This is a genomic window from Pseudenhygromyxa sp. WMMC2535 (genome assembly GCF_011083025.2).
Map to the genome: position 1 here is coordinate 5,370,352 of NZ_JABJWV010000001.1, position 26,562 is coordinate 5,396,913.

A 26,562-nucleotide genomic window follows, 5' to 3' on the forward strand; every position below is an offset into this window, starting at 1 on the left:
CGGCGAAGTCCTCCTTCCGCCCTCGTTTGAGGGCGGCCCCGTTGAAGCCGCGTGATCACGTTGCCCTTGGCGTCGGTGGCCCAGCCTTCCGCCCTCGTTTGAGGGCGGCCCCGTTGAAGCACGTCAACCGCCGATTCCTTCGCCAGGTCCACTACCCTTCCGCCCTCGTTTGAGGGCGGCCCCGTTGAAGCGACGTTGACGACGATCCGATCCTCTTCTTCGATAGCCTTCCGCCCTCGTTTGAGGGCGGCCCCGTTGAAGCGCCCCCAGCGACCGCGACGTCGAGATCGCCAAGCGCACCTTCCGCCCTCGTTTGAGGGCGGCCCCGTTGAAGCGATTTGTCGCCGTGGTAGGTGTAGGCGGTCGGGCGCCACCTTCCGCCCTCGTTTGAGGGCGGCCCCGTTGAAGCGAGGACACCCCCTACGTCACCGAGTCCGGCTCCGATTGGGGGGCCTTCCGCCCTCGTTCGAGGGCGGCCCCGTTCCAGCAAGCACTCGCGCAATCCCCCGAACTGCCTCCCTACGCCCCCTCCATCATCATCACCCGCAACACCTGAGCAATCGCCCCAGGCCGCATGCTCGTCGCCATGTTCCGCAGCAAATAAGGCGTACACCAACACCCCGCACAGCGCGGAGCCGGCAACGCTCGAAACGCCGCCTCAAACCCAGCATCACGCACGTTCGGCAGCGCCGCGCTCGGCATCCCGAGCAGCTCGCAAGGCGAGAGCGTGCCCTCGGATCCGAGCGCACAAAAGAACCGCCCCGCATGGCAAGGCACCTTGCCGACATGCGAGGCGTCGCTGCGCCCAATGTCCTGGTGAAAGCCGCCACCAGGCTGCCAATTGTCCCGAATGAAGCGCAGCATGTCGACGGAGCCAAAGATCGCGGCCCCGGCTTGCTTGGCGGCGATCACCTCCGACATGAAGGCGCGCAGCTCGGCCCGCGAGGGGGTGAGCGCGTCGACGCGGCCCGAGGCGTAGCGCAGGTTCATGACCGGCTGGAAGTTGAGGCGAAAGCCTTCGGCCTTGGCGAGGGCGAGGACCTCGGGCAGGACGTCGAGGTTTTGGCGGGTGATCGTGATCGTCGCCAGGGACTCGACGCCGCGGCGGACTCCGGCGCGCAGGCTGTCGAGGGCGGCGTCGAAGCTGCCCCGGCCGCGCAGGCTGTCGTGGGTCGGGCGCAGGCCGTCGAGGGAGATGGCGAGGAAGACCAGGCCGGGGAGGGCGGCGATGCGCTCGGCGAAGCCCGAGCCGTTGGTGCACACGGCCACGCGGATGCCGGCGCGGGTGAAGGCGTCGGCGATGTCCTCGAGGTCGTCGCGCAAGAAGGGCTCGCCGCCGACGAGGCTGACGGTCTGGACGCCGGCGGCGGCCATCTCGGTGACCAGCGGGCGGATCTCGGCGAGCGAGAGCTCCGGCGGCGGGTCTGCCCAGATCGAGCAGTACTTGCAGCGCAGGTTGCAGCGCTGCGTGACCTCGAAGATCACCGAGAGGGGCAGGCCATCACCGGTCGCGCGGGCCTTGACGAAACGGAGCCCGAGCGGGACCAGCGCGCTGAGTTTCATGGATGGGGGGCCCGCGGAGGAGCCGTCATTCACACCTCCAGGGTGTGGTTGAGCTCCCAGTGACAGTTCCAGTAGCACGCATCGCAGCCGAGGGCTGCGAGGCGATCATGTCTTTGTGTTTCGTCGTTCCACAGCTGGCCGAGGCGCTGGGTGTCGACGTCCCAGGTGCGCAGAGCGGCCTGTTTTTCGAAATATGGCCAACAACGATAAATGCGCAGGTCGGGGCCGATGATCAGGCTCGTATAGCCGGCGTTGCAGCGTGTATTGCAGCTGCGCCCTCCGCTCATCCTGGCGTGAAAGCCGGCGAGGTAGGCCGGGCTGTTCTCGAGGGGGAGCGCGTGTTTGGCGGACAGCGCGGCGAGGCGGCGGTCGAGGGCGCGGGTGTCGGCGCTGGCCCGGGCGACCTCGAGGACGCCGTCGCCGACCTCGTGGAGGGGCATCAGCCCGAGGCGGTCTGCGCCGCTGCGCGCGACGGCCTCGAACAGGGCGTCGAGGTCGTCGAGGTTGTCGTCGCTGAGCACGGAGACCACGGTGATCTTGAATTGCAGGCCGCGGCGGGCCCGGGCCTCGGCGAGCATGGCGATCCGCTCGAGGGTCCGCTCGAGGACCCGCTTGCCGCCGCGCAGGCGGTCGTTGACCGCCGGATCTCCGCTGTCGATGGAGATGTTGACGTTGTCTGGCGGGCAGGCCAAGAAGCGCTCGAGTCGCTCGCCGTGGAGGGGGAGCGCGTTGGTGTTGATCGCAACGATGAGCCCGCGGGCGCGGGCGTGGGCGAGCAGCTCGAAGATGTCCGAGCGCAGGGTCGGCTCGCCGCCGGTGAGGCTCAGCCCGATGGTGCCGAGGTCCGCGAGCTCGTCGATGACGTGGAGCCAGGTGGCCGTGTCGACGCTGCTCGGGGCGAGCCGGTGGCGCTCGGGGAGCTCGCACATCGGACAGCGGAGGTTGCAGTTTTTGGTCACGACGATCGCGGCCATGATCGGGCTCGGGGCCCGGCCGCTGCGCCGCAGGCCCTCGAGCTTGAGCTGCACGCCGATCTTGGCGACCCTGGCCAGCCAGCGGAGCTCTCCCGCGGCGGCGCGCCGGGCCAGGATCGACCAGATGACCTTTCGACCCGGCAAGGACAGCATCTCGCCAGTCTATCGGTCGGGGCGCTGGGCTGTCAGTTGGCGAATCGATGAATGCGCATGTTTACGATGGCTTCATGTCGCCAAATTCGGCATTGAGGGACAGCCCATTCGGGTCGAGTCGAGTCGAGTCGAGTCGAGTCAGCTGGCATTCACTGCTCGCGGGGAGCCTCGGGCTCGCGTTTGGCGTCGGGGACGAGGCTGCGCATGGTCTGGGCGTCGATGACCTTTTGCTTCAGCAGCAGATCGCGCAATGCCTCGAGCTCGTCGCGGTGTGCCGCGATGATCGAGCGGGCCCGGGCGCGCTCGCGCTCGAGCAGGGCGCGGATCGCTTCGTCGAGGCCGTGGCGGGTGTGCTCGGACAGGCGCTCGTCGTCGTGGAAGGCGCGGATCTCGAGGGCGCCCGAGGGGTTCATGCCGTAGCTCTCGACCAGGGCGCGGGCGATGTCGGTGGCGCGCTCGAGGTCGTGGCCCGAGCCGATGGTCAGCCGGCCGAGCAGCTCCTCTTCGGCCTCGCGCCCGCCGAACAATGTGGCGATGGCGTCGACGAGCTGGGCGTGGGTGATCACGTATTTGTGGGCCGGGTCGGCGTAGCGCACGAAGCCCAGGGCGCCGGTCAGGTCGCCGCGGATCGAGATCCGGTCGATGGCCGGGGAGTGCTCGGTGTGCAGGGCGACGATGGCGTGGCCGCACTCGTGGGTGGCGACGACGAGCTCCTCGTCGGGGGTCAGCTTGGGCAGGTCGAGGTTGGCGGTCAGCGCCCGCTCGATGTCCTCGATCTCGGTGGCGTCGTCCCGGCCGGTGCGCAGGCGGTCGCGGGCGATGGCCCGGCACAGCGCCTGGATGTGGTCGCCGCTCCACCGCCCGGTGTAGGCGTCGCTGCCCTCGATCGGGTGGCCGGTCTGGCGCACGGCGTGGGTCAGGGCCGCGGCGCTCATGCGCAGGCCCAGGCGCGCGTCGTAGATCTTCAGGATCGCTTCGCGGTCCTCGGCCTTGGGGTAGGGGATGTGGAGGTGGAATTCGAAGCGACCGGGGCGGAGCAGCGCCGAGTCGATGGACTCGACGTAGTTGGTGGTGCCGATCACGAACACCATCTCGTTGCTGCGAAAGCCGTCCATCTCCGTGAGCAGCTGGTTGACCATGGAGTGCTCGACCCCGGAGCCGGTGTAGGTCCCGCGCTGGGCGGCGAAGGAGTCGAGCTCGTCGAAGACGATCAGCGCGGGGGCGCTCTGCCGGGCCTGGATGAAGATCCGCCGCAGGTTCTCCTCGCTCTCGCCGACCCAGCGGCTCTTGAGCTCGGGGCCGTTGACGATCTGCACGGCGGCGCCCAGGGCCGAGGCGATGGCCTTGGCGAAGAGCGTCTTGCCGGTGCCGGGGGGGCCCCAGAAGATCATCCCGCGGGGGATCAGCGCCTCGATGCGGGCGATCTCGGCGGGGTCGTCGAGGGCCTCCTTGCGCGAGATGATGTCGAGGATGTCGGCCTGGATCTTGCGCTTGACCTCGGCGTAGCCGCCGATGTCCGCGTCGAGGGAGAGCTCGGGGACGGAGAGCTCGCCCTCCAAGGTCGCCGCGCGGATCTGCGCCCACACGGGGCTGGGATCCTCGGGGTAGTCCTCGCCCTCGAGCGAGGCGAGCAGCTGGCGCAGGCGCACGGCGTGCACGCCCGAGACCCGCTTGTAGAGCTTGTAGAGATCGAAGCCCTGCTCGCGGCCGAGCTTGCGAGACTCTCGCTTGCAGACCAGGTGGGCGAGGCGCTCGCGAGCCACGCCGACCAGGGCGATCTTGTGCTGAAAGAGGTTGGCGATCACCCGCGGGACCTGAAACGAGGGGTCGCGGAAGCCCAGCCACAAGATGTTGGGGTTCTCGTAGAGCAGCGCGACGACCTCGCGGGCCTCGGAGGTCAGCGCCCCGCTCGAGGTCGTGAGCAGGTCGAGGTGCGGGAGGACCATGACCCGGCGCTCTTCGTCCTCGCCGTGGGTGCCTCCGCGGACCGCGTCGCGCAGCTGGACGAGCATGGTCTGGACCAGGCCCATGGGCATCTGCCCGGGCTGGGGCTGGCCGCGGCCGTCGATGTAGTTGCAGCGGATCTGCTGGCGACGCAGGCGGCCGCGCAGGCAGGCGTAGAAGTAGCTGGCCAGGCCCTTGTCGCACTCGATCAGCACGGGCAGGCCGCGGACCAGGGCCGCGCTGGCGCGGCTGAGCGCGTCGGGGTAGGCGGCCTCGACGGCGGCCATCGGGCTGAGCTCGTCGGGGAGTTGGGCTTCGGGGACGAGGCGAGTCATCTGCGCTCAGATCTTCACGCGAATGGTCAGCGAGCCGCTCTCGGGGTCTTCGCTGATCTCCTGGACCTCGCCCATGGACGCGGCCTTGCGCTTGAGGGCCTCGGCCGTGACCTTGTTGCTGATCCGGTCGAGCTCCTGGCGCAGGTCGCCGAGCTTGCCCTCGAGCTTGCGGGTGACCTCGGCCTGGAGGGCCTTGGTGCGTTCGTCGACCTCGGCCTCGAGCTCGGCGCGCAGGGCCTCCTTGCCGCGCTCGCGGGTCGAGGCGTCGTTCTCGGCCCAGGCCGAGACCACGCGCTCACGCTCGAGCTCGAGCGCCTCGCTGGTCCCGGCGCCCACGGTGACCGTGCCCTCGACGGGGTCGATGCGGACCTCGACGCCGTCCTCGTCGCTGCGCACCCACTGGCCGTCCTCGCGCTCCTCGAAGCCGGCGGCCGCGAGCTCTGCCGCGAGCAAGGCCGCGGTCTGCTCCCGGGGCAGGATGTCGAGGATCTCGAGGGTCGATTGGATGCCGTCGTCGACGGTGACGTGGCGACGAAGCGACTCGGAGATGCGGATGCGGTAGGCGCGGCTCATGATGGCTGGGCTCCAAGGGAGTGTAGCGACTCGATGGCCGCGGTGAGGGTGCGGGCGCGCTCGAGCAGGCTCGCGGGTTGGGTGTCGCCGTCGAGCTCGGGCGCGCGGGCGTGTAAGAAACGCCACTCGGACAAGAGCAGCTGGGCGGCGTCGTAGTCCTCGTCGAAGTGAGCGACCAGGCCGGCCTGGGTGAGCCAGTCACCGAGCACACCGAGGGCCCGCAAGAACGCGGCGGAAGCCGTGAACGCCCGCTGGCGCGCGGACAGGGAGGCGCGCATTTCGAGGCTGCGCGTCCACCAGCGACGATCCTGGGCGTGGAGGGCGGCCAGCGGCCCGCTGGGATCCAGCAGGGTCTGGCCGGCCTCGGCGACGAAGCTCGCGAGGTCGCGGCGGGCCGGCTCGGCGGCGTCGATGGCCGCGAACAGGCCGCGCAGCACCTGGGACTGGGCGCCGCCGAGCTGGATCATCTCGTCGAGGTCCTCGATGCCGCCTTTTTGCCGCTCCATCTCGACCCAGCGCGCGGCCAGCCACGGCTGGATCGCCTCGAGCAGCACGGCGCCCTCGCCGGTGACCAGCGGGCCAAAGTCGATCTCGGGCAGGCCGGACGCGCGGGTGGTGTCGATCATGTGATCGGGGAAGGCGAGCTGGCACAGGGGCGAGCGCATGAAGGCCGGCTGACGCAGGCGCCCGCCGGCTTCGACGATGCGCTCGGCGGCGAGCATGCGCAGGAGCTCGTCGGCCATGCTCGCGGCGTGTCCGTCTTCGCTGGGCTCGTGGGCGAGGGCGCGCTTGGGCCGGGTGACGTTCTCGGCGTGCATCCAGGTCAGCAGGCGAAAGCTGGCCGCCGACAGGCGCAGGGGCGGGAGCGTTGGGTGGCGCTCCCACAGGCGGCCGCGCGCGGGCAGGCCGGCCGCGTCGAGGCTGCGCCGCCGCTGCCAGCCGCCGGCGCGCATCAGCGCCATGCCCAGGCCGCGGGCGAGGGTCTGCTGGAGCAGGACCATGGCCGTGGGCCCGATGGTCTCGATGGGCACGTGGGTCTGGCGGAGGACCACGGAGAAGCGCTGGCCACGGTGGTCGACCACGGTTCGCGCGAGGTGGAGGAGCTCGGCCTCGCTCTTGGCCACGCGGGGGGGCTGCCCAGCTCGCGCGCTCATGGCAGCCCTCGCCCCCACGGCCAGCCGTTGATGGTCAGCTCGCCCTCGGCGCTCAGGCGCAGCTCGACGGTCTCGCCGGCCGAGAAGCAGGGCTGCGCCGGGTGGTGGCGCTCGCTCAAGAAGTGCAGGCGCTGGTTGCTCGAGCCGATCCACCGCCGGGTGTCGTCGGGCTGCGCGCGCTCGTAGCGGCCGTCGCAGAGCAGGTCCGTGGCCGCGAGCAGCCGAGCCACGCCCGGCGTGCCGGCGGCGATCTGGGCGCGCAGCTCCTCGAGGGTGAAGCCGCTGTAGATCATGACCGAGAGCCCCGCGGCGCGGGCAGCTTCGGCCACCGGGGCCAGGCCCTCGGCCTGGGCGAAGGGCTCACCCCCGAGCAGGCTCAGCCCCTCGAGGGGCGCGCCGGCCTGGGCGCTGCGAGCTCGGGCCGCGAGGATGCGATCGAGGAGATCTCCAGCCGTGGTCTCGGCCCCGCCGCGGAAGGGCAGCAGCTCCGGGTTGCAGCAGCCGGGGCAGCGCATCGGGCAGCCCTGCACCCACACCGCGTAGCGCCGCCCGGGGCCCTCGGCGTCGGTGTCGGGGATCTCGACGCCGACGCGCAGGGGGAGCTGGCGGTCGTCCTCGAGCTCGCGCGCGGAGGCGGGCATCTCGCGTCAGTGTGCACCGGATGGGGCGGATTTGCAGCTCTACAAGCACTCACCGCAATCTCGGTGGGCTGGCATCGGGGTGATCGCGCGCCGTGCTGGTCACCGAAAGCTCGGTGTTCATCGCTGTTCATCGGCGGCCGAGCATGATGTCGTAAAATGTGAGATGAAGTCGCCATTACCGAACTCTCGGTGGCCGAGATGAGGCGATGGGGACGGCTCGAGTCGGTGATATCGTGGGATCCAGGAGCGCGCGTTGAACCAGCCCGTCGACCTCGTCCAGATCCGCCGACCCGAGGGTGGCGGCGACCATGCCCGGGTCACGCTGATTAACCTGCCGACGATCACGGCGCCGCGCAGCCTCAGCTACTACGGCGCCGTCCCGCCTCTGGGTCTGGCCTACATCGCGGCGGCTTTGATCGCGGCGGGGCACCCGATCCAGATCGTCGACGCGACCGGCGCCGGCTTCGAGACCTCGATCACCCGGCACACGGAGGCCGGTCCGCTCGAGGTCACCGGCCTGACGATCCCGCAGATCGTCGGCGCCGTGGATCCCGCGGCCGAGGTGATCGGGATCTCCAACATGTTCCTGCACCAGTGGCCGCTGCTGCGCGACCTCGCCGTGGCCCTGAAGCAGCGCTACCCCAAGGCGCGGATCGTCATCGGGGGAGAGAACGCGACATCCTTTTGGGCGCACATGCTCGGCGACTGCGCGGCGATCGAGTGCTGTGTGCTCGGCGAGGGCGAGCGGACCATCGTCGCGCTGCTGCGGGCCTGGGCCGAGGGGCGCGGCTGCGAGAGCGTGCCCGGCGTGGCCTACCGCGACGCCTCGGGCACGCCGCGGAGCACGGGGCTGGGGGCGCGGATCGAGGATCTCGACAGCCTCCCCGAGCCGGCCTGGTCGCTCTTTCCGGTCGACGCCTACCTCGATCGCCGGCGCAGCGGCGGGGTGGATCGCGGGCGCTCGATGCCGCTGCTGACCAGCCGCGGCTGCCCCTATCGCTGTAGTTTCTGCTCCTCGCCGCAGATGTGGACGACCCGCTACCTGCGGCGCAGCCCGGCTCTGGTCGTCGACGAGATCGCCCGCTACGTCGAGCGCTATCGCATCACCAACGTCGACCTCAACGACCTCACGGCGATGCTGACAAAGGACTGGATGATCGAGTTCGCCAAGGCGATGATCGATCGCGGGCTGGCGGTCAGCGTGCAGCTGCCCAGCGGGACGCGCTCCGAGGCCGTCGACGCCGAGGCGGCGGCCTGGCTGTACCGCGCGGGGGTCCGCAACTTCTGCTACGCGCCCGAGAGCGGCTCGGCGCGGACCCTCGAGCGCATCCACAAGAAGGTCAAGCTCCCGCGCCTGCGGGCCTCGCTCGCGGCCGCCATCGAGGCCGGGCTCACGACCCACGCGAGCATCGTGATCGGCTTCCCGCACGAGGGCCCCGCGGAGCTGCTCGAGACCTACCGCCTGGTGCTCCAGCTCGCCCTCGACGGCCTCGACACGGCGGCGGTCATGGTCTTCGCGCCCTACCCGGGCAGCGAGGAGTATGATCGCCTGCTCGAGCAGGGCGTGGTCATCCACGACGAGCGCTACTTCTATGGCTCGTTATTGCGCTCGGCCGGGGCCACGCGCAGTGTGCACCCGCGCTGGAGCGCGGAGCAGCTCGCGGCCCTGCAGATGGGCTTTTTGCTCAGCTTCTACGCCCTGGCGTATGCTCGACGCCCCCAGCGCCTCGTCCACGTCGCGCGCCGGGTCCTCGCCGGCCGTCAAGAGAGCGTGATGGACAAGTTCCTCAGCACCAAGCTGAGCCAGTTCACGGTTCGCGCCCGCTCGAGCCGCGAGTCGAGCCCGGCCTGACCCCGGCCTGAACCCAGCCCCAGTCCGAAATACCTCAAGGATGCCCACCTCCCCCCGCAAGGTCTTGTGTGTGCTCGGCACCCGACCGGAGGCGATCAAGCTCGCGCCGCTGGTCCGCGAGCTCGCTGCCCGACGGTCCAGCTTCCAGGTCCGGCTGTGCGCCACCGGCCAGCACCGCGAGCTGCTCGACGACGCTCTGCGTGCTTTTGGCCTGGTGCCCGACTGCGATCTGGATCTGATGCGCCCCGGCCAGGATCCCGCCGCGCTCCTCGCCCGCACGATCACCGCCCTCGGCCCGGTGATCGCCGACTTTCGGCCCGACGTCGTCGTGGTCCAGGGCGACACCACCAGCACCCTCGCGGGGGCGCTGGCGGCCTACTACGCCCGGGTGCCCGTAGCCCACGTCGAGGCTGGGCTGCGCAGCGGAGACCCCTTCGCGCCCTTCCCCGAGGAGCAGCACCGGCGCATGGTCGACCAGCTGGCGCGCTGGCTGTTCGCGCCCACCGAGAGCGCGCGCCAGAACCTGCTGCGCGAGGGCCATCCCCCCGAGCGGGTGCAGGTCACCGGCAACACCGGCGTCGACGCCCTGCGCTGGCTCGAGCGCGAGGCCCAGGCGCCCGCGGCCAGGCGCGCGCTCGACGAGCGCCTCGCCGCCCACGGCGTCTCGATCGACGCGCTCGGCTCCGCCAACGCCGGGCAGCCACCGCGGCGCCTGGTCGTGGCCACGGTCCACCGCCGCGAGCAGATCGATGGGCCGCTCGAGGACATCTGCGCGGCGCTGCGCGAGGTCGCGGCCCTGGGTGGCGTCGAGCTGCTCATGCCGATCCACCCGAACCCGGACATCCGCGCGGCCGTCGACGCTGCCCTCGTTGGCAGCGCCGTGCGGCGGATCCCGGCCCTGGATCCGCTGGACTTCGTCGGCCTGCTGCGCCGCGCCGCCTTGGTGATCACCGACAGCGGCGGCGTGCAGGAGGAGGCCGCGACCTTGGGTGTGCCGGCGCTGATCGTGCGCCCGCGCAGCGATCGTCCCGAGTCCGTGGCCGCGGGCGACAGCCGGGTCGTGGGCCACGACCCCGAGCTGATCCTCGCCGCGGCGGCGCGGATCCTCGACGCCGAGCCGAGGATGGGGACGGGCGAGGGGCGCGAGATCTTTGGTGACGGTCGTGCGGCGGTGCGCATCGCCGACGCGCTCGCGCTTTGACGCGCGGTGCACCGAGGCAGCGCTCGGTCGTTCGGCGCGGGGGGGCCAGAGCTTGGCTCGCAGGGGCGGGGGCGACGGCTGAAGTCCTCGGGCGGCGGGAGTAGACTCCCGGGCATGCGACATACCTGGCTGTGCACTCCAGTCTTCGCGCTTCTCCTCGTGGGGGCGTGCAAGCGCGATCAGAGCGTCTCGCCCGCGGACCCCGGCTCAGAGAGCGCCGGGAACAAAGACGAGGAAAGCGAGGAGCAGCCCGACGAGGGGGAGTCGCTGACCTTGCTGCCCGTCCCGCAGATGACGCCGCCGCACCCGGACGAGTGGGTGTTCTCGCCGGACTCGCGGCGCATCGCCGCGGAGATCGAGACCGAGGCGCTGTGCGGGAAGGAGCTCTTCTGCTGTGCCCAATGGGATCTCGACAGCGGCGCGCTGGTCGACGTCAGCAGGGTCAGGCCCGACGAGGATACGCCCTGTGAGCTGTGGGAGGTCGTGGACGACGACGACCTCCCCCCCCCGGTGAGAGGGGGCAGCGAGGGGCGGCTCGCCGACGCAGCCGGCGACGAGATCTGGATCCTCGACGCCGCGGGGGAGACCGAGCTGGGCACGCTCTCGCTGGCCTTGGGGTGGCTCATGGGCGTGGACTGGGCGCCCGATGGCCGGCGGCTGGTCGCGCTGACGACCGATCCGCTGGCCGTCGAGATCTGGGACGCGGACGCGGGGGAGCGCCTGGATCGGGCGCTCTTGCCGGTGGTGGGGGACGTGGACGATCTCCGCGACATGTGGGTGGCCTGGAACGACGAGGGGATCGTCGTCGCGCTGACGGGCAAAACCGAGCTGCTCTGTAGTGAGATCAGAGGGGCCGCGTGGGCTTGCGAGGTCGGCTACGAGCAGGACGAGGAGGGGGAGAGCACGGTCGACGGTGGCTTCATCTCGCTCTACCGCTGGCCCGAGGGCGGGGAGCTGATCTCCGAGCCGCGGGTCTACACCAGCGCGAGCGTCGTCGAATTTCGACGTGACCCAAAGCTGCGCTGGGTCTTCGTGGTCGAGGAGAGCCCGGATCCGCGGGTCAATGGGGGCGGCTCCTTGGTGGCCGTGGCGACGGGGGCGGCGTCGACACAGCGCAGCTTGGGCGAGTGGAGCCCGGAGTCCGACGGGGCCTGGGAGGAGCAGCGCGAGGGCCGGTGGCGCAGCGATGTGGCCACGACCTGGCTGGGGACTTACGTCGAGATCGGGGCCGACTGGAAGGAGACCTGCGGCTGGGTGGCCATGACCGCGGAGCCGCGGGTGGAGATCTTCGGGGGCTGGAGGCCCGATGAGCTCGACGCGGCCCATGTCGAGCTGTTGTCGGCGCACGCAGGCCTGGCGCTGGCCGAGTACCACGGGTGCATCGGCGAGGCCTGTCACAGCCAACTCCTGCCCCTGGCTGGCTGCGAGCGCGTCGAGGCGGGGCCGCGGGCCGAGCTGGTGCTCGCTGACTGTGGCCAGGGTCTGGCGGTGGTCGAGCCCGGGGTCCTCGGGCGAGATGGGCGACCTGGCCAGGTGCTCCACAACTTCGCCGTCGACCCCAACTCGGAGTTTCGCTGGCTGCGCTCCGGGGCGCTGGCGATCCTCTCCCCGGACGGGCGCCTGATGGTCGTCGATCCCCGCAGCGGCGCGATCGGCTACACCCGCGCGGGGGTCGCCAACTTCGCCCAGGTCGCCCTCGGCGAGGCGCACGGCGTGCTGGGGTTGAACACCATGCAAGGTGAGCTCGAGCTGGTCACGCCGAGCACGGGAGAGGTGGCGCTCTCGCTGCCCGAGCCAGACGGGTTGGTTGGGATCAGCCCCGACGGCCAGACCCTGGCGGGAGTGTTTGGGGAGACGCTCGAGCTGTGGTCGCTGGCCACCAAGGAGCGCAGCGCGAGCTTCTCGATCCACCCGGCCTCCGACGTCGCCTGGCGTCAGGACGGGGCGGCGCTCTTCACTGGCATCCAGCGCCCCAAGTACGCCATCGATCCTGCGAACGGCAAGGTGCTCTACCGGCTCCCCGATCGCTACCTGGAGGTCGGCACCGAGGGCTTGGACCCCTCGTGGCGGTGGCTCATGCTCGGCGACCAGCGGATCGTCCGCCTGGTGGATCTGCGCATGCTCGACTATGGCTGGAACCGAGAGACGCGTCAGCCCTGGGTGCGCCTCGATGATGGCTGTTACGAAGGGCCCGTGCCTCGCGACGCCGGGACGGCGCTGCGCTATCGGGTGCTGGGCGAGCCGGGGATCGTGCCCATGACCGAGGATGAGGTCAGCGAGGCGCTCGTGCGGCCAGGGCTGGCGGAGGCCTTTTTTGCAGGTGAGGCGCTCGAGGAGCTGCAGATCTCGAGGGCGGACTACGAACGGATCCTCGCCGAGCGCGAGTCGCCGTGACCGGGGAGAAGTAGGCGGGCGAGGAGCTGGCTGTGGGGGGATGTGATCGATATCGGCGCTGCGGGGTCTCGCTCGGACTGAGCGCGCTGTGTCTCGCCGGTTTGCTCGGCCTGCGCTTCGATTTTGGCGCCGCGCAGGAGCCGGGCGTCGAGCTGGGCATGGGCGTGGCCGAGGCTCGCTCGCGCCGCGCGGCGACGATGCCCGGCCCGACCACGGCCGAGCGGGATGACGATCGCCTGACCAGCCAGGCGGGCTGCGAGACCTGTCACGCCGACATCGCCGAAGAGTGGTCGCGCTCGCTGCACCACGCCTCCCACGACGATCCGATGTTCCAGGAGGCCCTCTCCCGCGAGTCCAAGCCGGCCTTTTGTCGCGGCTGCCACGTGCCCGAGGCGGACCCGCGCGCCGAGGCGGATCCGCGCCGTGCGGCGCTCGGGGTCGGCTGCGTGGGCTGTCACCTGATCCCCGGCGAGGACGGGCTGCTCGCCGGGCCGGGCGTCGATGAGCCGAGCATGCCCCACGCCCTGCGCCGCGAGCCGGGCTTTGCGACGAGCCAGGCCTGCGCCGGCTGCCACGAGTTCGCGTTCCCGAGCAGGGGACGCGAGGGGGTGGGCCTGCTGATGCAGCGCACGATCAGCGAGCACGCGCGCTCGCCCCGGCGCCACGAGCCCTGTCAGGGCTGCCACATGCCGCCGACGGTCGGCGTGGGCGGAGCCGTGCACCGCAGCCACGACTTTCGCGTGGTCGACGAGCCGCGGATGTTCGCGGCCGCGGCGACGATCTCGGCCGCGCGCGTCGAGTTGGAGTCCGGGGCCGAGCGCGTGTCCGTGGAGCTGCGCCCGCGGGCGCTCGGCCACGACTTCCCGACTGGGGACCTCTTTCGGCGCCTCGCCGTCCGCGTCGAGGGCCCGGGCTGGTCCGAGGAGCGCTACCTCGCCCGCCGCTTTGCGATGCAGCGCATGCGCTCGGGGGCGACCGTGAAGATCGAGGTCGGCGATGACCGCGTCGACGCGGGGGACCTCGCCGAGGTGCAGGTGGTCGTGCCCGACGCGCTGCGTGGCGTCGAGTTGCGCTGGCGGGTGCTCTATCAGCGGGTCCTGGAGTCGTCTCCGGGCGCGCCACATCGCGCCGAGGTCTGGGACGAGCGCGAGCTCGCGGGCGGGGTCCTCTGCCGCGCACACTAGGAGCCCGTGGTGAAACCCAACACGACACCTCGCTTGGTCTTTTCGCCGAGGGCTTTGTCGCCAAAACTTGCAGTACGCCCGGTACAGCGGCGTTTTGGCTTCGCGCCCTCGACGAAAATCCCGGCGCGAGGAGCCGCGCTGGGTTCCACCACGGGCTCCTAGCTCGCCGCGTCGGCCTCGGGGGAGTCTGGCCGCGGCTGCTGGGCCTGGTGCCCCGCGGGCGAGGCCTCGACGGCGACGGCAATTCGCCACATCCCCGCGAGCACGGCGACGAGCCCCGCGCCGCGGGCGATCCACAGCCCCGCCGAGCCGTCGAGCTTGGCGCTGATCACCAGGCCCAGGGCGGCGACGCCGATCCCGATCTTGAGGGTGTCGATCACCGCGCCGCCCAGCCACCAGCGCGGCCGCCGAGCGATCTGGCCGACGGCGCGCAGGAAGGTCATGGGGTGGTAGGGCCGGGCGCCCTCGAGGACGACGGCGACTCGGGCGCGATCGAGGACCAGCACGGGGAAGCTGGCGATGACCACGGCGAGGGGCACGGCCCAAGGTCCGAGGAAGGTCAGGGGGATCAGCGCCAGGCCGGTCCACAGCCCGCGAAAGAGCAGGCCGTAGGCGCTCTGGGTGATCATCGGCCCGAGCTGGCGCCCGCACGCGCCGATCAGCGCGCTCGGCCCTCGCTGCGCTCGATCTCCGCTGAGGCGGACGATCAGCGCCGGCGCGGCCACGAGCCAAAACACGACCGCCAGGATCGCGCTGGCCAGGGTGTTGAACGCCAAGGAGGCGACCACGCCCGGGTTGTCGGCGAAGAGCTCGGCGATGGCGCGCAGGCGGTGGTCGTCGACGAACCACCGCCAGGGCCCCATGGACGCGGACGCGGCCACGCGCGGGGCCAGGGCCATGAGCTTGGCGACGAACAGCTGGAGCAGCCACAGCACGAGGACCAAGACTGGCGCGCGCAGGACTCGGCCGAGGGCGGGGAGGAGCCGGGCGGGGTGTTCGGTGGTGCCCGAGTCGCTGGCGCTGGTCGTGCTGAGCATGGGTCGCAGGCGGAGGTTTAGATGCCCAGGGCGCCGAGGGCCGCGAGGTCGGCGGCCTCGGCGATGTCCCCCACCCAGGTGGCCAGGGCGTCGTCGGGCTGGTCCTCACCGCTGTTTTGGGCCGCGGCCGCGTTGTCGAGGCGGCGGGGATCGAGGAGCAGGCGGTAGTCGGGATCGAGGCTCGCCCGGCGTACGCGGCGGCCAGGGAAGTCGAAGCGGTGGTGCGCGGCCTGGCCATCCCAGGCCACGGTGACGGTCTCGCCGTCGGTGAATTCGACGAGGACCTCCACGGGCAAGCGCAAGCTCGAGCGGCGCTGGACGATCACGTAGCCCTCGACGGCTTCCTCGGGGAGCTTGGCGGGGCTGCGCCCCCAGTTGCCGGGCGTGGGGGTCAGCGCGAGGCCGGGGGGCGGCTCGCTCTTGGCGGAGGTCGAGAACGGCCAGGGCATGGCGGGCATGGCGAGGGCCTCGAGCTGCTCGGCTCCGTCGGCGGCGCTGGCCTCGATCCGGTGCCAGCCGGCGTCGCCGAGGCGCCGGCGGTTGCCGACCGCGAGCAGGCGGTAGTCGGCCACGCTGGCCTCGCGCAGGCCCTGGTCGAGGAGCGCCTGAACGTCGAGCGCGACAGCTTCGGGCTGCCACGGTCCGGCCGCGGCCACGACGAAGCGCCCGTCCTCGCCGCCGATCTCGTCGACCAAGATGCCCTCGAGCTGCGCGCCCGTGGGGTGGCGAAAGCGAGCCTGCTCGGCGTAGCGGGCCATGGCGCGATCCCAGGGCTCGCGGCCGACGAGCTCGCGCAGCGTGAGCATCAGCGCCGCGGTCTTTTGATAGGTGTCGACGCCATAGGACTCGACGAGGGGATCCCAGCTGCTGGCGGGCTGATCGATGGTGTCGCGCTCGGCCTGGAGCATGGACAGGCTGAGCAGATCCTTGGTGGTGAAGGGCAGGCCGAGGAGCTCGAGCGTCCACGGGTCCTCGCCGTAGGCGTCCCAGTAGACCAGCTGATTGGCGGCCGTGTTCATGCCCTCGTCGAGCCAGGGCTGGGCGTGCTCGTTGGACGCGAACAGCCCCTGGAAGTACTGGTGACCGTACTCGTGGATCGTGGTGAAGACCCCGGTCAGGCGCTCGCGGAGCACGGCCTCGGGGATCCAGTCGCTCTCGGCGACATCCGAGGTGGTGTACAGGGTCGGGTACTCCATGCCCTGGGCGCCCTTGGCGGACGCGGGCGGGTGGACGATGGTGATCGTCGACCAGGGGTAGGGCCCAAAGCGGGCCTCCATGCTGGCGAGGGCGGCGAGCTGGGCGTCGAGGTGGGCCTGGGCGCTGTCGAGGTGATCGGGCTGGAGGAGCTGGCGGATGCGGATGCCCTCGTACTCGCCCCAGCGCTCGACGAAGTTGGGGTCGGCGGCCCAGGCGAAGTCGTGGACCATCTGCGCGCGGTAGCGCAGCTGCTTGCGGGCCCCGTCCTCGCTGGCGGTCTCGCCCACGCGCACCCCCGTGGCGCCGACGGTGTAGTCCGCGGGCACGTCGAGGACGACCTCGTAGTCGCCGAAGTCGGCGTAGAATTCGGAGTAGAGCCCAAAGGTGTGGGCTTGCCAGCCAGCCTCGTCTTCGAGCACGCCGAGCTTGGGGAACCACTGCCCGGCCATGTGGAAGCTGCCGGCGTAGCCCGTGCGCGCGAACACCCGGGGCAGGTGGGTGCGAAAGTCGAGCTCGAGGAGCACGGCTTCGCCAGGACCCACGGGGGCGTCGAGGGTCACGGTCATCGTGCTCGGATCCGCGTCCTCGGCGAAGGCCAGGGCCAAGGCCTTGGCGCCTCCGCCTGGGTCGTGCTCGAGGTCGATGCTGGCGCTCGCCTCGCTGCCTTCGTGGGCGAGCAGGCCGACCCGCGAGACCTCGATGAAGCCCCAGCCGTCGCGGGCGATCTTCCGCCCGCGGTGCTCACCCCGGGCCTCGGCCATCCACGCGGTGTCCTCGGCTCGGAAGCCGTTCATGTAGAGGTGAAAGGGCAGGGTCTCGACGCTGCGCTGGGTCCGGTTGCGCCACAGCACGCGCAGCTGGCCATGAATCTCGTGGGCGCGCTCGTCGAGGCGCGCCGTGATGCGGGTGTCGACGACCCGGGCGTCCTCGGGGACGACGCCGCGCTGCTGCGCCGGGCGCAGGCCCTGCTCGGGCTCGGGGGGCGCTTCGACGGGCGGGGCGTCGGCGCCGTCGTCGTCGCAGGCTGCGAGGCTGGCCCAAAAGAGGGACGCCAGCGCCAGGCTCGCCCAGGGTCGCGCGTGCATCGGCTCGGGATGCGTACCACCGGCCGCGCGCTCGGTGCAATCACGCGCTCACCGACCGCGTGGCCGGTCTGGCTGCTATCGTCGCGCGCCGTGAGCTTCGAACTCGACGCCGACCTCGATGAGGCGCAGCTGCGCGCATGGGCGCGAACGCTCGGCGGCCAGCTGCGCGGCGGTGACGTGCTGCTGCTGCGCGGCGCCATGGGCACCGGCAAGACAACCTTCACCCGCGCCCTCGCCGAGGGGCTCGGCGTGGCTCGCCCCGAGCGGGTATGCAGCCCGACCTACACGATCTGCATGGTCCACCGCGCGGCGCCCGAGGGCCTCGGCCTCGTGCACGTGGATCTCTTTCGCCTCGGCGAGCAGCAGGGGCCGCTGAGCGACGGAGCCCTCGGCGGGGCCTTCGAGGCCCTGGGCCTGGAGCACGACGAGCTCCCCGGTCCGGGCCGCGTGCTGGTGGTCGAGTGGTCCGAATTGTGGGCTGAGCCCCCAGCAGAACACCTCTCAATTGAGGTTGAGCGGGTCTCGGGCAGTGAGCATACGCGGCGTGTGCGGGTCACTGGTCAGGGCCCCCGGTGGCAGGCGTCGGCCGCCCCCATTTCAGAAAAAATACAGTGATTCCAATATTTTGATGCGCGCGAGGGGCTCGCCGTGGACCCCGGATGGTGTCCCCAGGATCAGGCGAGATCGCCTCTGGATCCCTGCTAGACCCCTACAATCGGCCGATATGGGCTTTGCAAGGCCGCGGAGTCCCGTTATCGTGCGCCCTCGGCGGACGTGGGCTCGGCCGCCAGAACCCCTGAAATCGCCCACCTGCACGCCCAAAAGCATACGAGAGGTCCCGTCATGGCCAACAAATCCAAGGAAATCGTCGTCGTCGGCTCGAAGGTCAAGGATGTCGTCCGCGAGGCCGGCCTGCGCAGCGACGGAGAGCTCGTCTCGGCCGTCTCCGAGAAGGTCCACGAGATGCTCCAGGCCGCGATCCAGCGCTGCACCTCCAACGGTCGCAGCACCGTTCGCCCCCACGACCTGTAGTCTCCAACTCTTTTCTCAAGCTCTCACGCGCGCGGGCGAGAGCCCGCGCGCGTCGTTTAATATATGCCCATGCTCCGTTTTCACGTCACCGCGCCCCGCGGCGCCGAAGACCTCCTCGCCGAGGAGCTCGCGCGCATCTTCGCCGCGGTGACCCCAGGACAGCAGGCCACCGCGCTGTCTGGGTTTCAGGCCGAGTTTCAGGTCCGCGGCGGCGGGGTGGGCTTCGAGGCCCCCCTCGAGCTCGGCTGTCGGGTTTGTCTGTGGTCGCGCATCGCCGGGCGAGTGCTCGCCGAGATCGCGACCTTGGATGCCACGGACGCCGACGCGCTCTATCGCGGCGCCCGCGAGATCGACTGGGAGCAACACCTGCCGCGGGACGCCAGCTTGGCGATCTCCGCCGGCGGTCGGCCCACGGGCAGGGCCATCGACAACACGCACTTCGCGGCCTTGCGGGTCAAGGACGCCATCGTCGACCAGCTGCGCACGCGCTGGGGCGAGCGCCCCGACATCGATCGAGATCAGCCGGACCTGCGCCTGCACCTGCACCTGCGCGGTGAGCAGGCGACCTTGAGCGTGGATCTCTCGGGCGAGGGCCTGCACCGTCGCGGCTACCGCGTGGCCTCGGTGGCCGCGCCCTTGCGCGAGAACCTGGCCGCGGCGGTGCTCGCTCGCGCTGGCTGGATGGGCGCCGAAGATGCGCCGCGACCGTGCGTGGATCCCATGTGCGGCTCCGGCACCTTGCTGATCGAGGCGGCCAGCATGGCCGCGGATCTGGCCCCCGGGCTCTCGCGCGATCGCTGGGGCTTCGAGGGCTGGCTGGGCTACGCGCGCGGCGAGGCCCCCTCGCACTGGGAGGCGCTCCTCGCCGAGGCTCGTGCGCGCCGCGACGCTGGGATGGAGGCGCTCTCGCGCTGGCGCTTCGTCGGCTTCGACGCCGAGCCCGCCTCGGTCCGCGCAGCGCTGGCCTGCGTCGAGGCGGCCGGGCTGCACGGGCGCATCCACATCGAGCGCCGCGCCCTGGCGCAGATCGACGCCCACGCGCTGGGCGGCCCTGGCCTCGTGGTCTGCAACCCGCCCTGGGGCGAGCGCCTGGGTCGACGCCGGGAGCTCGAGCGGCTCTACGCCGCGCTCGGTGCTCAGCTGCGCGCCCGCTTCGTGGGTTGGGAGGCCGCGCTGCTCACCGGCGACCCCGGGCTGGGCCGCTACCTCGGCATCCACGCCGATCGCCGCAACGTCCTGCACGACGGGCCGATCGCCTGCCAGATCCTGCGCATGCGCGTGGAGGCGCCCAGCCAGGGCGGCGGCGACGGCTCGCCGCGCTCGGCCGCCGGCGGCGCTGAGCCGCGGCCGCGCAGCGAGGGCGCCCAGGCCTTCGCCAACCGCCTGGTGAAGAACCGCAAGAAGCTCGGCAAGTGGCTGCGCCGCGAGGGCGTGAGCTGCTATCGGCTCTACGACGCGGACATCCCCGAGTACAACGTCGCCCTCGACCTCTACCAGACCCTGCGCCGCGACGGCTCGCCCGGGCCGCTGCACGCCTACGTCCAGGAGTACGCGCCGCCCAAGGAGGTGGATCAGCAGGCCGCGCGCAAGCGTCGGGGCGAGCTGCTGGCGGTGATCCGCGAGGACCTCGAGCTCCCCCGGGAGCAGGTCCACCTGCTGCGGCGCGAGCGACAAAGCGGGCGCAAGCAGTACGAAAAACGCGGCGAGGACGGGCGCGAGCGCGTCGTCGCCGAGGGCTCTGCGCGGCTACTGGTCAACTTCGAGGACTATCTCGACACCGGCCTGTTCCTGGATCACCGGCCGCTGCGGATGTCGCTGAGCGCCGAGGACAGCCTGGCCGCCGGCCGGCGGGTGCTCAACTTGTTCGCCTACACCGGGGCGATCACCGTGCACGCTGCCCTGGGCGGCGCGCGCGAGACCACCAGCGTGGATCTGTCGCGCAACTACCTCGAGTGGGCCAAGCGCAACCTCGCGCTCAACGGGTTCTCGTCCGCCGGCCCCGACGAGGACGAGCTCGCGCGCGCCGGTCGCAAGGGTCGCCACGAGCTGATCCGTGCCGACGTCCTCGAGTGGCTCGAGCAGCAAAAGCGGCGCTGGGGGCTGATCATCTGTGATCCGCCGAGCTTCTCCAACTCCAAGCGGATGGATCGCACCCTCGACGTGCAGCGTGATCACATCGAGCTGATCCGCGCGTGCGCGAGGCTGCTCGAGGATGATGGCGTGCTGATCTTCAGCACCAACAAGCGGCGCTTCGAACTCGATGAGGACGCGCTCGGGGGCCTGGTCGCCGAGCCGCACTCGGCCAGCGTGCCTCCGGACTTTGCGCGTCGGCCGGGGGTGCACCGGGCCTGGATCATCCGCCGAGGCTGAGCGGCGCGCCGGGACAGGCGCGCTCGAAAATTGATCTGCCGCTCGTGCACGCGTCGCTCGCGGGGGCCGAAGAGAACTTCGGCATGTTGAGCACGCTGCACGAGGGCCTGGTCGCGCTCTTCTTGGATGATCCGGGCTTGGCGGTCCGCCTGGTCGAGCGCTGCGATGGGCAGGTGCTCACGCGGGCGCCGGAGCTGCTCGAGGATCGGCACGCGAGCTTCGCGGCGGACGCGGAGCAGGTGTTGAAGATGCGGGGGCGGAGCGTGGATGCGCTGCTGGTGGCCAGAGATCCGGACGATCCGAAGGGAGGGCTGGCGATCTTGATCGAGGTGCAGCTGGACGACGACCCCAAGAAGCAGGAGCGACTGGCTGCGTACCTGGGGTTGGTGGTGGATCGTCACGGTCTGCCCGTGCATTTGGGGATCCTCTGCTTGAAAGATCGGGTGGCCCGGAAGCTGGCCAGTTGGAAGGTAGGGACGGCGCTGTGCGTGCACCCCTACGTGTTCGACCACCGCGTGGTGAAGCGGGTGGAATCGCTGGAAGAGGGGCTGGAGAGGCCTGTAGACGCGATTTTGTCTGGCGTGGTGCATGGCCATCGTGGCGACCGGGAGGCGGCGAGGATCGCCTTGGCGGTGGCGCGGCGGCAGCCTGAAGAAAAACGACAGCGCTATACTGCGACGGTGTTGGCGGGGCTGCCGAAGGCGGACCGCGAAGCGATGATCCGGGCGTTGCCCGAGGAGGACGAGATGCAGCTGAGTCAGTTGGAGCGAGAATGTGGAACTTTCAATGTCGGGCTCGAAGAAGGGATCGAGGTTGGGCGAAAAGAAGGGCTCGAGGTCGGGCTGGACCTCGGTCGTGAAGAGGGACTCGAGGTTGGTCGTGAAGAGGGGAGGCGAGGGATGGTGCGGCTGCTGCGGGCGTTTCTGGCGTCCCGCGGGCTCGAGCCGAGCGAGGAAGAGACCGCGGTGATCGAGGCCGGGACCATGGCGGAGCTACAGGCCTGGGCGGGAAAGATGCTGGTGGCCCGGACGGTGGCCGAGCTGCTGACGCAATAGTCGTGCACGCGTCGCTTGCCAGGGCCGAAGAGGCCCTTGGCATGTTGAGTACATTGCACGAAGGCCTGGTCGCGCTCTTCTTGGATGATCCGGGCTTGGCGGTCCGCCTGGTCGAGCGCTGCGATGGGCAGGTGCTCACGCGGGCGCCGGAGCTGCTCGAGGATCGGCACGCGAGCTTCGCGGCGGACGCGGAGCAGGTGTTGAAGATGCGAGGGCGGAGCGTGGATGCGCTGCTGGTGGCCAGAGACCCGGACGATCCGAAGGGAGGGCTGGCGATCTTGATCGAGGTGCAGCTGGACGACGACCCCAAGAAGCAGGAGCGCCTGGCTGCGTACCTGGGGTTGGTGGTGGATCGTCACGGTCTGCCCGTGCATTTGGGGATCCTCTGCTTGAAAGATCGGGTGGCCCAAAAGCTGGCCAGTTGGAAGGTCGGGACGGCGCTGTGCGTGCACCCCTACGTGTTCGACCACCGCGTGGTGAAGCGGGTGGAATCGCTGGAAGAGGGGCTGGAGAGGCCTGTAGACGCGATTTTGTCTGGCGTGGTGCATGGCCATCGTGGCGACCGGGAGGCGGCGAGGATCGCCTTGGCGGTGGCGCGGCGGCAGCCTGAAGGAAAACGACAGCGCTATACTGCGACGGTGTTGGCGGGGCTGCCGAAGGCGGACCGCGAAGCGATGATCCGGGCGTTGCCCGAGGAGGACGAGATGCAGCTGAGTCAGTTGGAGCGAGAATGTGGAACTTTCAATGTCGGGCTCGAAGAGGGGATCGAGGTCGGGCGAAAAGAAGGGCTCGAGGTCGGGCTGGACCTCGGTCGTGAAGAGGGACTCGAGGTTGGTCGTGAAGAGGGACTCGAGGTTGGTCGGCGAGGGATGGTGCGGCTGCTGCGGGCGTTCTTGGCGTCCCGCGGGCTCGAGCCGAGCGAGGAAGAGGCCGCGGTGATCGAAGCCGGGACCATGGCGGAGCTACAGGCCTGGGCGGGAAAGATGCTGGTGGCCCGGACGGTGGCCGAGCTGCTGACGCAATAGTCGTGCACGCGTCGCTTGCCAGGGCCGAAGAGGCCCTTGGCATGTTGAGTACATTGCACGAGGGCCTGGTCGCGCTCTTCTTGGATGATCCGGGCTTGGCGGTCCGCCTGGTCGAGCGCTGCGATGGGCAGGTGCTCACGCGGGCGCCGGAGCTGCTCGAGGATCGGCACGCGAGCTTCGCGGCGGACGCGGAGCAGGTGTTGAAGATGCGAGGGCGGAGCGTGGATGCGCTGCTGGTGGCCAGAGACCCGGACGATCCGAAGGGAGGGCTGGCGATCTTGATCGAGGTGCAGCTGGACGACGACCCCAAGAAGCAGGAGCGCCTGGCTGCGTACCTGGGGTTGGTGGTGGATCGTCACGGTCTGCCCGTGCATTTGGGGATCCTCTGCTTGAAAGATCGGGTGGCCCAAAAGCTGGCCAGTTGGAAGGTCGGGACGGCGCTGTGCGTGCACCCCTACGTGTTCGACCACCGCGTAGTGAAGCGGGTGGAATCGCTGGAAGAGGGGCTGGAGAGGCCTGTAGACGCGATTTTGTCTGGCGTGGTGCATGGCCATCGAGGCGACCGGGAGGCGGCGAGGATCGCCTTGGCGGTGGCGCGGCGGCAGCCTGAAGAAAAACGACAGCGCTATACTGCGACGGTGTTGGCGGGGCTGCCGAAGGCGGACCGCGAAGCGATGATCCGGGCGTTGCCCGAGGAGGACGAGATGCAGCTGAGTCAGTTGGAGCGAGAATGTGGAACTTTCAATGTCGGGCTCGAAGAGGGGATCGAGGTCGGGCGAAAAGAAGGGCTCGAGGTCGGGCTGGACCTCGGTCGTGAAGAGGGACTCGAGGTTGGTCGGCGAGGGATGGTGCGGCTGCTGCGGGCGTTCTTGGCGTCCCGCGGGCTCGAGCCGAGCGAGGAGGAGGCCGCGGTGATCGAGGCCGGGAGCATGGCGGAGCTACAGGCCTGGGCAGGAAAGATGCTGGTGGCCCGGACGGTGGCCGAGCTGCTGAAGGGCTGAGCCACCTGGTCCTGGCCGTGTGTCCTCGACGCGCGCGATGCTCGGAGCTTGCTGACGCGCGCGCTCGCGGGAGATACTCCGCGCATGAAGGGGGGCGCGCGCCAGAGGTGGGGCTGGTTGGCGTCAGCGCTGAGCTCGGCTTCGGTCTTGGCTTCGGTCCTGGTCGCTCTGGGCCCAGCTGGGGGCTGCGAGTCTGGAGTCTCCCAGGCGCCAGCGCAGGACTCGGCCCCCGAGCTCTCCGTCTCCGTGGCGGGGTGCAGGGAGCTCTATGTGGGCAGCCTGCGGCCCCGCTGCGCGAGGGAGAGCACCTTCCCCGTCACGACGCGGCTATGGGTGCCGGGCCGGTGGGGTGCAGAGGACTTCGAGCTGCGCCTCGATGGCGAAGTTCCGGGCGATGTGCACACGCCGCGGGTCGACTCGGAGGGGGCGCTCTTCGAGCTGTCAGCGGCCACGGTGGGGGAGCTCGAGCTTCGTCACGCCGGGGGGGCACGCTTTCGTCTCGCGCTCGAGCCAGCGGTCAGCATGGCGGGGCTCGAGGAACCGTGGCACGAGCTCCTCGCGTGTGGGCTGGCGGAGCTGGGCGAGGGGCCGCTCGCCAGGCTTGCGGTGCGCGTACACGCGGGCTGGCTGGCGAGTCTGGAGGCGCGGTGGCCGGGCGCGGGCCTGGCCGTGCAGCGCCTGGTTGCCGGCGCCCGGGGGGAGGTGGCCTGCGTGGACCGCAGCGTCGCGGCCCTCGAGCTCTTTGCGCAGCTCGAGGGCTTCGAGCTCGCCCGCGCGGCGGCGACCCAGGCGAGCTTGCGCCACGATCCCCGCGACCTCGAGGGCCGGCTGCTCCACGACTACTTCGAGGGCATCCGCGCGGAGAAGCTCGGCGCGCTGGACGAGGCCCTCGATCGCTACGCAGGGGTGGTCGCGCTCGCCGAGGACGTGGGGGAGCCGGGCTATCTCGGCGCGGCGATCAGCTTGCGCGCCGTGCTGCTGACTCGCCTCGGGCGCTTCGCCGACGCGGCGGCGCTCGCTCGGCGCAGCGAGGCGCTGCCCTCGTCGGAGCGCGAGCTGCTGGCGCTCAACGCCGCCTGGGTCGACTATCTGCGCCGCGAGCACGACGTCGCCGCGCCAGATCCCACGCCGAGGCTTCGAGCGCTCCTCGCCGCGCTCGGCGAGGACTCGCCGCTGCGGCCCAAGGCCCAGGTCAACCTCGCGGCGGCGCTGATCCAGTCGGGCGAGCTCGAGGCCGCCGAGCGGACGCTGGCCGAGGTCGAGCCGGCGGCCCTGGACCTGCGAGATCAGCTCTACTACGAGCTGAGCTGGTGCCGCGTCGAGCTCGGCCAGGGGGCGCTCGCGCGGGCGCGGGCGCGTCTCGAGGCCGCCGAGCGCCTCGCCGAGCTCGGCGGCGCCCGGGAGTTCGTGCTCGAGCTGCTCGGCGAGCGGGCGGAGCTCGAGCGGCGCAGCGGGGATCGCCAGGCCGCGCTCGCGGTCTACGATCGCGCGGAGACCCTCGCCGACGAGCTCGCGCTCCAGCTGCCCGCCGACGGGCTGCGGACGAGCTTCACCACGGCGCTGAGCCGGGCGAGGGCGCGCCACGTCGCCCTGCTCGCCGAGCTCGAGCGCCCCGAGGACGCGCTGTGTACGATCCTCGCGGCCCGGGCCCGGCACGCGCGAGCGCTGATCGCCAGGCCCGGGCGCGCCCTCGATGACCCCCGCTATCTCGAGCTGCTCGGGCGCTATCACGAGCTGGGGGAGGTCGTGTCCGAGGCCCTCGTCACGCGCCGTGGGGCGAGCGTGGCCGAGCTGGAGACGATCGACGCGCAGCTCGAGCGCCTCCAGGGCGAGCGCACCGAGCTCCTGCGCGAGGCCCTGGCCGTGCTCGAGCGTGACCCGCCGAGCTGGCGCTGCGCCCTGGCGCTGCCCCGTGGGCCGCGCGAGGGGCTGCTGACCATGTACCCCGACGCGGAGGCGTCCGGTTGGTGGCTTGCCTTCGCTCGGGGAGAGCAGGCGGTCGTCGAGCACCTCGATGCCTCGGGGGCCCTCGAAGACGCCCTCGTCGAGCGTGGCCTCGCGCAGCTCGACGCCGCGGGCCTGCTCTCGGGGCTCACCCAGCTCACCGTCGTGCCGGTGGGTCGGCTCGCGGCCATCGACGTTCACGATCTCCCGCGCATGCGCAGCCCACAGGCCCCGCGCGTCCGCTACAGCGTGGCCCTGGGCGCGGCGCGGGGAGCCGCAGAGCTGGGCGAAGAAGCGGGCCCGGCCATGGACGCGCGGGTCCTCGCCTATGGGGACGACCTCGCGGAGGTCGACGCCGAGACCGAGGCGGTGGCCGGCCTGCTCGAGGCGCGCGGCTGGAGCCTGGGCCAGCGCTGGTCTCCCGTCGAGGCCGACCCGCCGACCTTGCTGCACTACGCCGGCCACGGCCGTCGCGCGGGGATCTCTGGCTGGGACAGCGGGCTGGCGCGGGCCAGCGGCCTCGAGCCCCGGGTGCTGATCGCCGGCCAACGGGCGCCGCGCTACGTGGTGCTCGGCGCCTGCGATACGGGGACGAGCGACCTCGACACCATCGACGGCGGCATGAACATGGCCTTCGCCTTCTTGCTCGCGGGCGCCGAGGTCGTGATCGCCCCGGATCAGCCCGTCGACGACCAGGTCGCGCGGCGCTTCGCCGAGGCGCTCTACGCCGAGCTCCCGCGGGCGCGCGTCCCCGGCTCGGCGCAGTGGCAGGCCGCGCTCACCGAGATCCAGCGCAGGGACCCGGCCTTCGCGGCCTGGCGCGCGTGGGTCCGCTGAGCGCGGCGTTG

19 protein-coding genes and 1 CRISPR repeat array (1 of these 20 only partly in view) are annotated in these 26,562 nt (G+C 71.1%); of the genes, 11 read left to right on the forward strand and 8 right to left on the reverse strand.

Annotation, left to right across the window (positions count from 1 at the left end):
• A CRISPR array of direct repeats spans window positions 1-488; the repeat unit is 36 nt; unit sequence CCTTCCGCCCTCGTTTGAGGGCGGCCCCGTTGAAGC; it begins 1,162 nt to the left of the window's first position.
• 31 nt (window positions 489-519) lie between these two features.
• The 6 genes from G6O69_RS21165 to G6O69_RS21190 form a co-directional block, all read right to left on the reverse strand.
• Window positions 520-1,563: a radical SAM protein gene (locus tag G6O69_RS21165; RefSeq protein WP_172305317.1), complete on the reverse strand. Its 1,044-nt coding sequence runs from the start codon at window positions 1,561-1,563 to the stop codon at window positions 520-522.
• A 29-nt stretch (window positions 1,564-1,592) separates the two neighbouring features.
• Window positions 1,593-2,690 carry a radical SAM protein gene (locus tag G6O69_RS21170; protein ID WP_172305318.1) on the reverse strand — a complete coding sequence of 366 codons (1,098 nt, stop codon included), beginning with the start codon at window positions 2,688-2,690 and terminating at the stop codon, window positions 1,593-1,595.
• A 149-nt stretch (window positions 2,691-2,839) separates the two neighbouring features.
• On the reverse strand, window positions 2,840-4,969 hold the full coding sequence (locus G6O69_RS21175; protein ID WP_172305319.1) for an AAA family ATPase: 2,130 nt from the start codon (window positions 4,967-4,969) through the stop codon (window positions 2,840-2,842).
• A gap of 6 nt (window positions 4,970-4,975) precedes the next feature.
• The gene (locus tag G6O69_RS21180) at window positions 4,976-5,542 is read right to left on the reverse strand and encodes a hypothetical protein (RefSeq protein WP_172305320.1); all 567 of its coding nucleotides are present in this window, start codon (window positions 5,540-5,542) and stop codon (window positions 4,976-4,978) included.
• Complete coding sequence (locus tag G6O69_RS21185) at window positions 5,539-6,696, reverse strand: hypothetical protein (RefSeq protein WP_172305321.1); 1,158 nt, start codon at window positions 6,694-6,696, stop codon at window positions 5,539-5,541. The genes G6O69_RS21180 and G6O69_RS21185 overlap by 4 nt, the downstream gene beginning before the upstream one ends.
• Window positions 6,693-7,337 carry a 4Fe-4S single cluster domain-containing protein gene (locus G6O69_RS21190; RefSeq protein WP_172305322.1) on the reverse strand — a complete coding sequence of 215 codons (645 nt, stop codon included), beginning with the start codon at window positions 7,335-7,337 and terminating at the stop codon, window positions 6,693-6,695. Before G6O69_RS21190 ends, G6O69_RS21185 begins: the two co-directional genes overlap by 4 nt.
• Window positions 7,338-7,590: 253 nt before the next feature.
• On the opposite strand from G6O69_RS21190, the gene G6O69_RS21195 reads away from it, so the two are divergent.
• From G6O69_RS21195 to G6O69_RS21210, 4 genes are all read left to right on the forward strand, one after another.
• Window positions 7,591-9,189 (forward strand): radical SAM protein, encoded by a 1,599-nt coding sequence (locus tag G6O69_RS21195; RefSeq protein ID WP_172305323.1) that lies wholly within the window; start codon window positions 7,591-7,593, stop codon window positions 9,187-9,189.
• A gap of 40 nt (window positions 9,190-9,229) precedes the next feature.
• Window positions 9,230-10,390 carry a UDP-N-acetylglucosamine 2-epimerase (non-hydrolyzing) gene (gene wecB / locus G6O69_RS21200; RefSeq protein WP_172305324.1) on the forward strand — a complete coding sequence of 387 codons (1,161 nt, stop codon included), beginning with the start codon at window positions 9,230-9,232 and terminating at the stop codon, window positions 10,388-10,390.
• 114 nt (window positions 10,391-10,504) lie between these two features.
• A complete protein-coding gene (locus G6O69_RS21205; RefSeq protein ID WP_172305325.1) occupies window positions 10,505-12,784 on the forward strand; it encodes a hypothetical protein in 2,280 nt (759 codons plus the stop codon).
• 101 nt (window positions 12,785-12,885) lie between these two features.
• Complete coding sequence (locus G6O69_RS21210; protein ID WP_172305326.1) at window positions 12,886-13,968, forward strand: multiheme c-type cytochrome; 1,083 nt, start codon at window positions 12,886-12,888, stop codon at window positions 13,966-13,968.
• A gap of 158 nt (window positions 13,969-14,126) precedes the next feature.
• On the opposite strand, the gene G6O69_RS21215 is transcribed toward G6O69_RS21210, so the two are convergent.
• The gene (locus G6O69_RS21215) at window positions 14,127-15,005 is read right to left on the reverse strand and encodes a hypothetical protein (protein WP_172305327.1); all 879 of its coding nucleotides are present in this window, start codon (window positions 15,003-15,005) and stop codon (window positions 14,127-14,129) included.
• A gap of 17 nt (window positions 15,006-15,022) precedes the next feature.
• Window positions 15,023-17,287 (reverse strand): M1 family metallopeptidase, encoded by a 2,265-nt coding sequence (locus G6O69_RS21220; protein WP_172305328.1) that lies wholly within the window; start codon window positions 17,285-17,287, stop codon window positions 15,023-15,025.
• Between the two features lie 90 nt (window positions 17,288-17,377).
• Here G6O69_RS21220 and tsaE point away from each other — a divergent pair, with 90 nt between their 5' ends.
• The 7 genes from tsaE to G6O69_RS21255 all read left to right on the forward strand — a co-directional run bounded on the left by tsaE (window position 17,378) and on the right by G6O69_RS21255 (window position 26,551).
• Complete coding sequence (tsaE, locus tag G6O69_RS21225) at window positions 17,378-17,902, forward strand: tRNA (adenosine(37)-N6)-threonylcarbamoyltransferase complex ATPase subunit type 1 TsaE (RefSeq protein WP_176397002.1); 525 nt, start codon at window positions 17,378-17,380, stop codon at window positions 17,900-17,902.
• A gap of 228 nt (window positions 17,903-18,130) precedes the next feature.
• Complete coding sequence (locus G6O69_RS21230; protein ID WP_172305330.1) at window positions 18,131-18,319, forward strand: hypothetical protein; 189 nt, start codon at window positions 18,131-18,133, stop codon at window positions 18,317-18,319.
• Window positions 18,320-18,388: 69 nt separating this feature from the next.
• On the forward strand, window positions 18,389-20,689 hold the full coding sequence (gene rlmKL, locus G6O69_RS21235) for a bifunctional 23S rRNA (guanine(2069)-N(7))-methyltransferase RlmK/23S rRNA (guanine(2445)-N(2))-methyltransferase RlmL (protein ID WP_217909880.1): 2,301 nt from the start codon (window positions 18,389-18,391) through the stop codon (window positions 20,687-20,689).
• Window positions 20,690-20,733: 44 nt separating this feature from the next.
• Window positions 20,734-21,744, forward strand: a complete 1,011-nt coding sequence (locus G6O69_RS21240; protein WP_172305332.1) for a hypothetical protein — start codon at window positions 20,734-20,736, stop codon at window positions 21,742-21,744.
• Window positions 21,745-21,746: 2 nt separating this feature from the next.
• Entirely contained in the window at window positions 21,747-22,769 is a 1,023-nt protein-coding gene (locus G6O69_RS21245; protein ID WP_172305333.1) for a hypothetical protein, read from the forward strand.
• 2 nt (window positions 22,770-22,771) lie between these two features.
• On the forward strand, window positions 22,772-23,770 hold the full coding sequence (locus G6O69_RS21250) for a hypothetical protein (RefSeq protein WP_172305334.1): 999 nt from the start codon (window positions 22,772-22,774) through the stop codon (window positions 23,768-23,770).
• A 147-nt stretch (window positions 23,771-23,917) separates the two neighbouring features.
• Entirely contained in the window at window positions 23,918-26,551 is a 2,634-nt protein-coding gene (locus G6O69_RS21255; protein ID WP_176397003.1) for a CHAT domain-containing protein, read from the forward strand.
• Window positions 26,552-26,562: the final 11 nt, after the last annotated feature.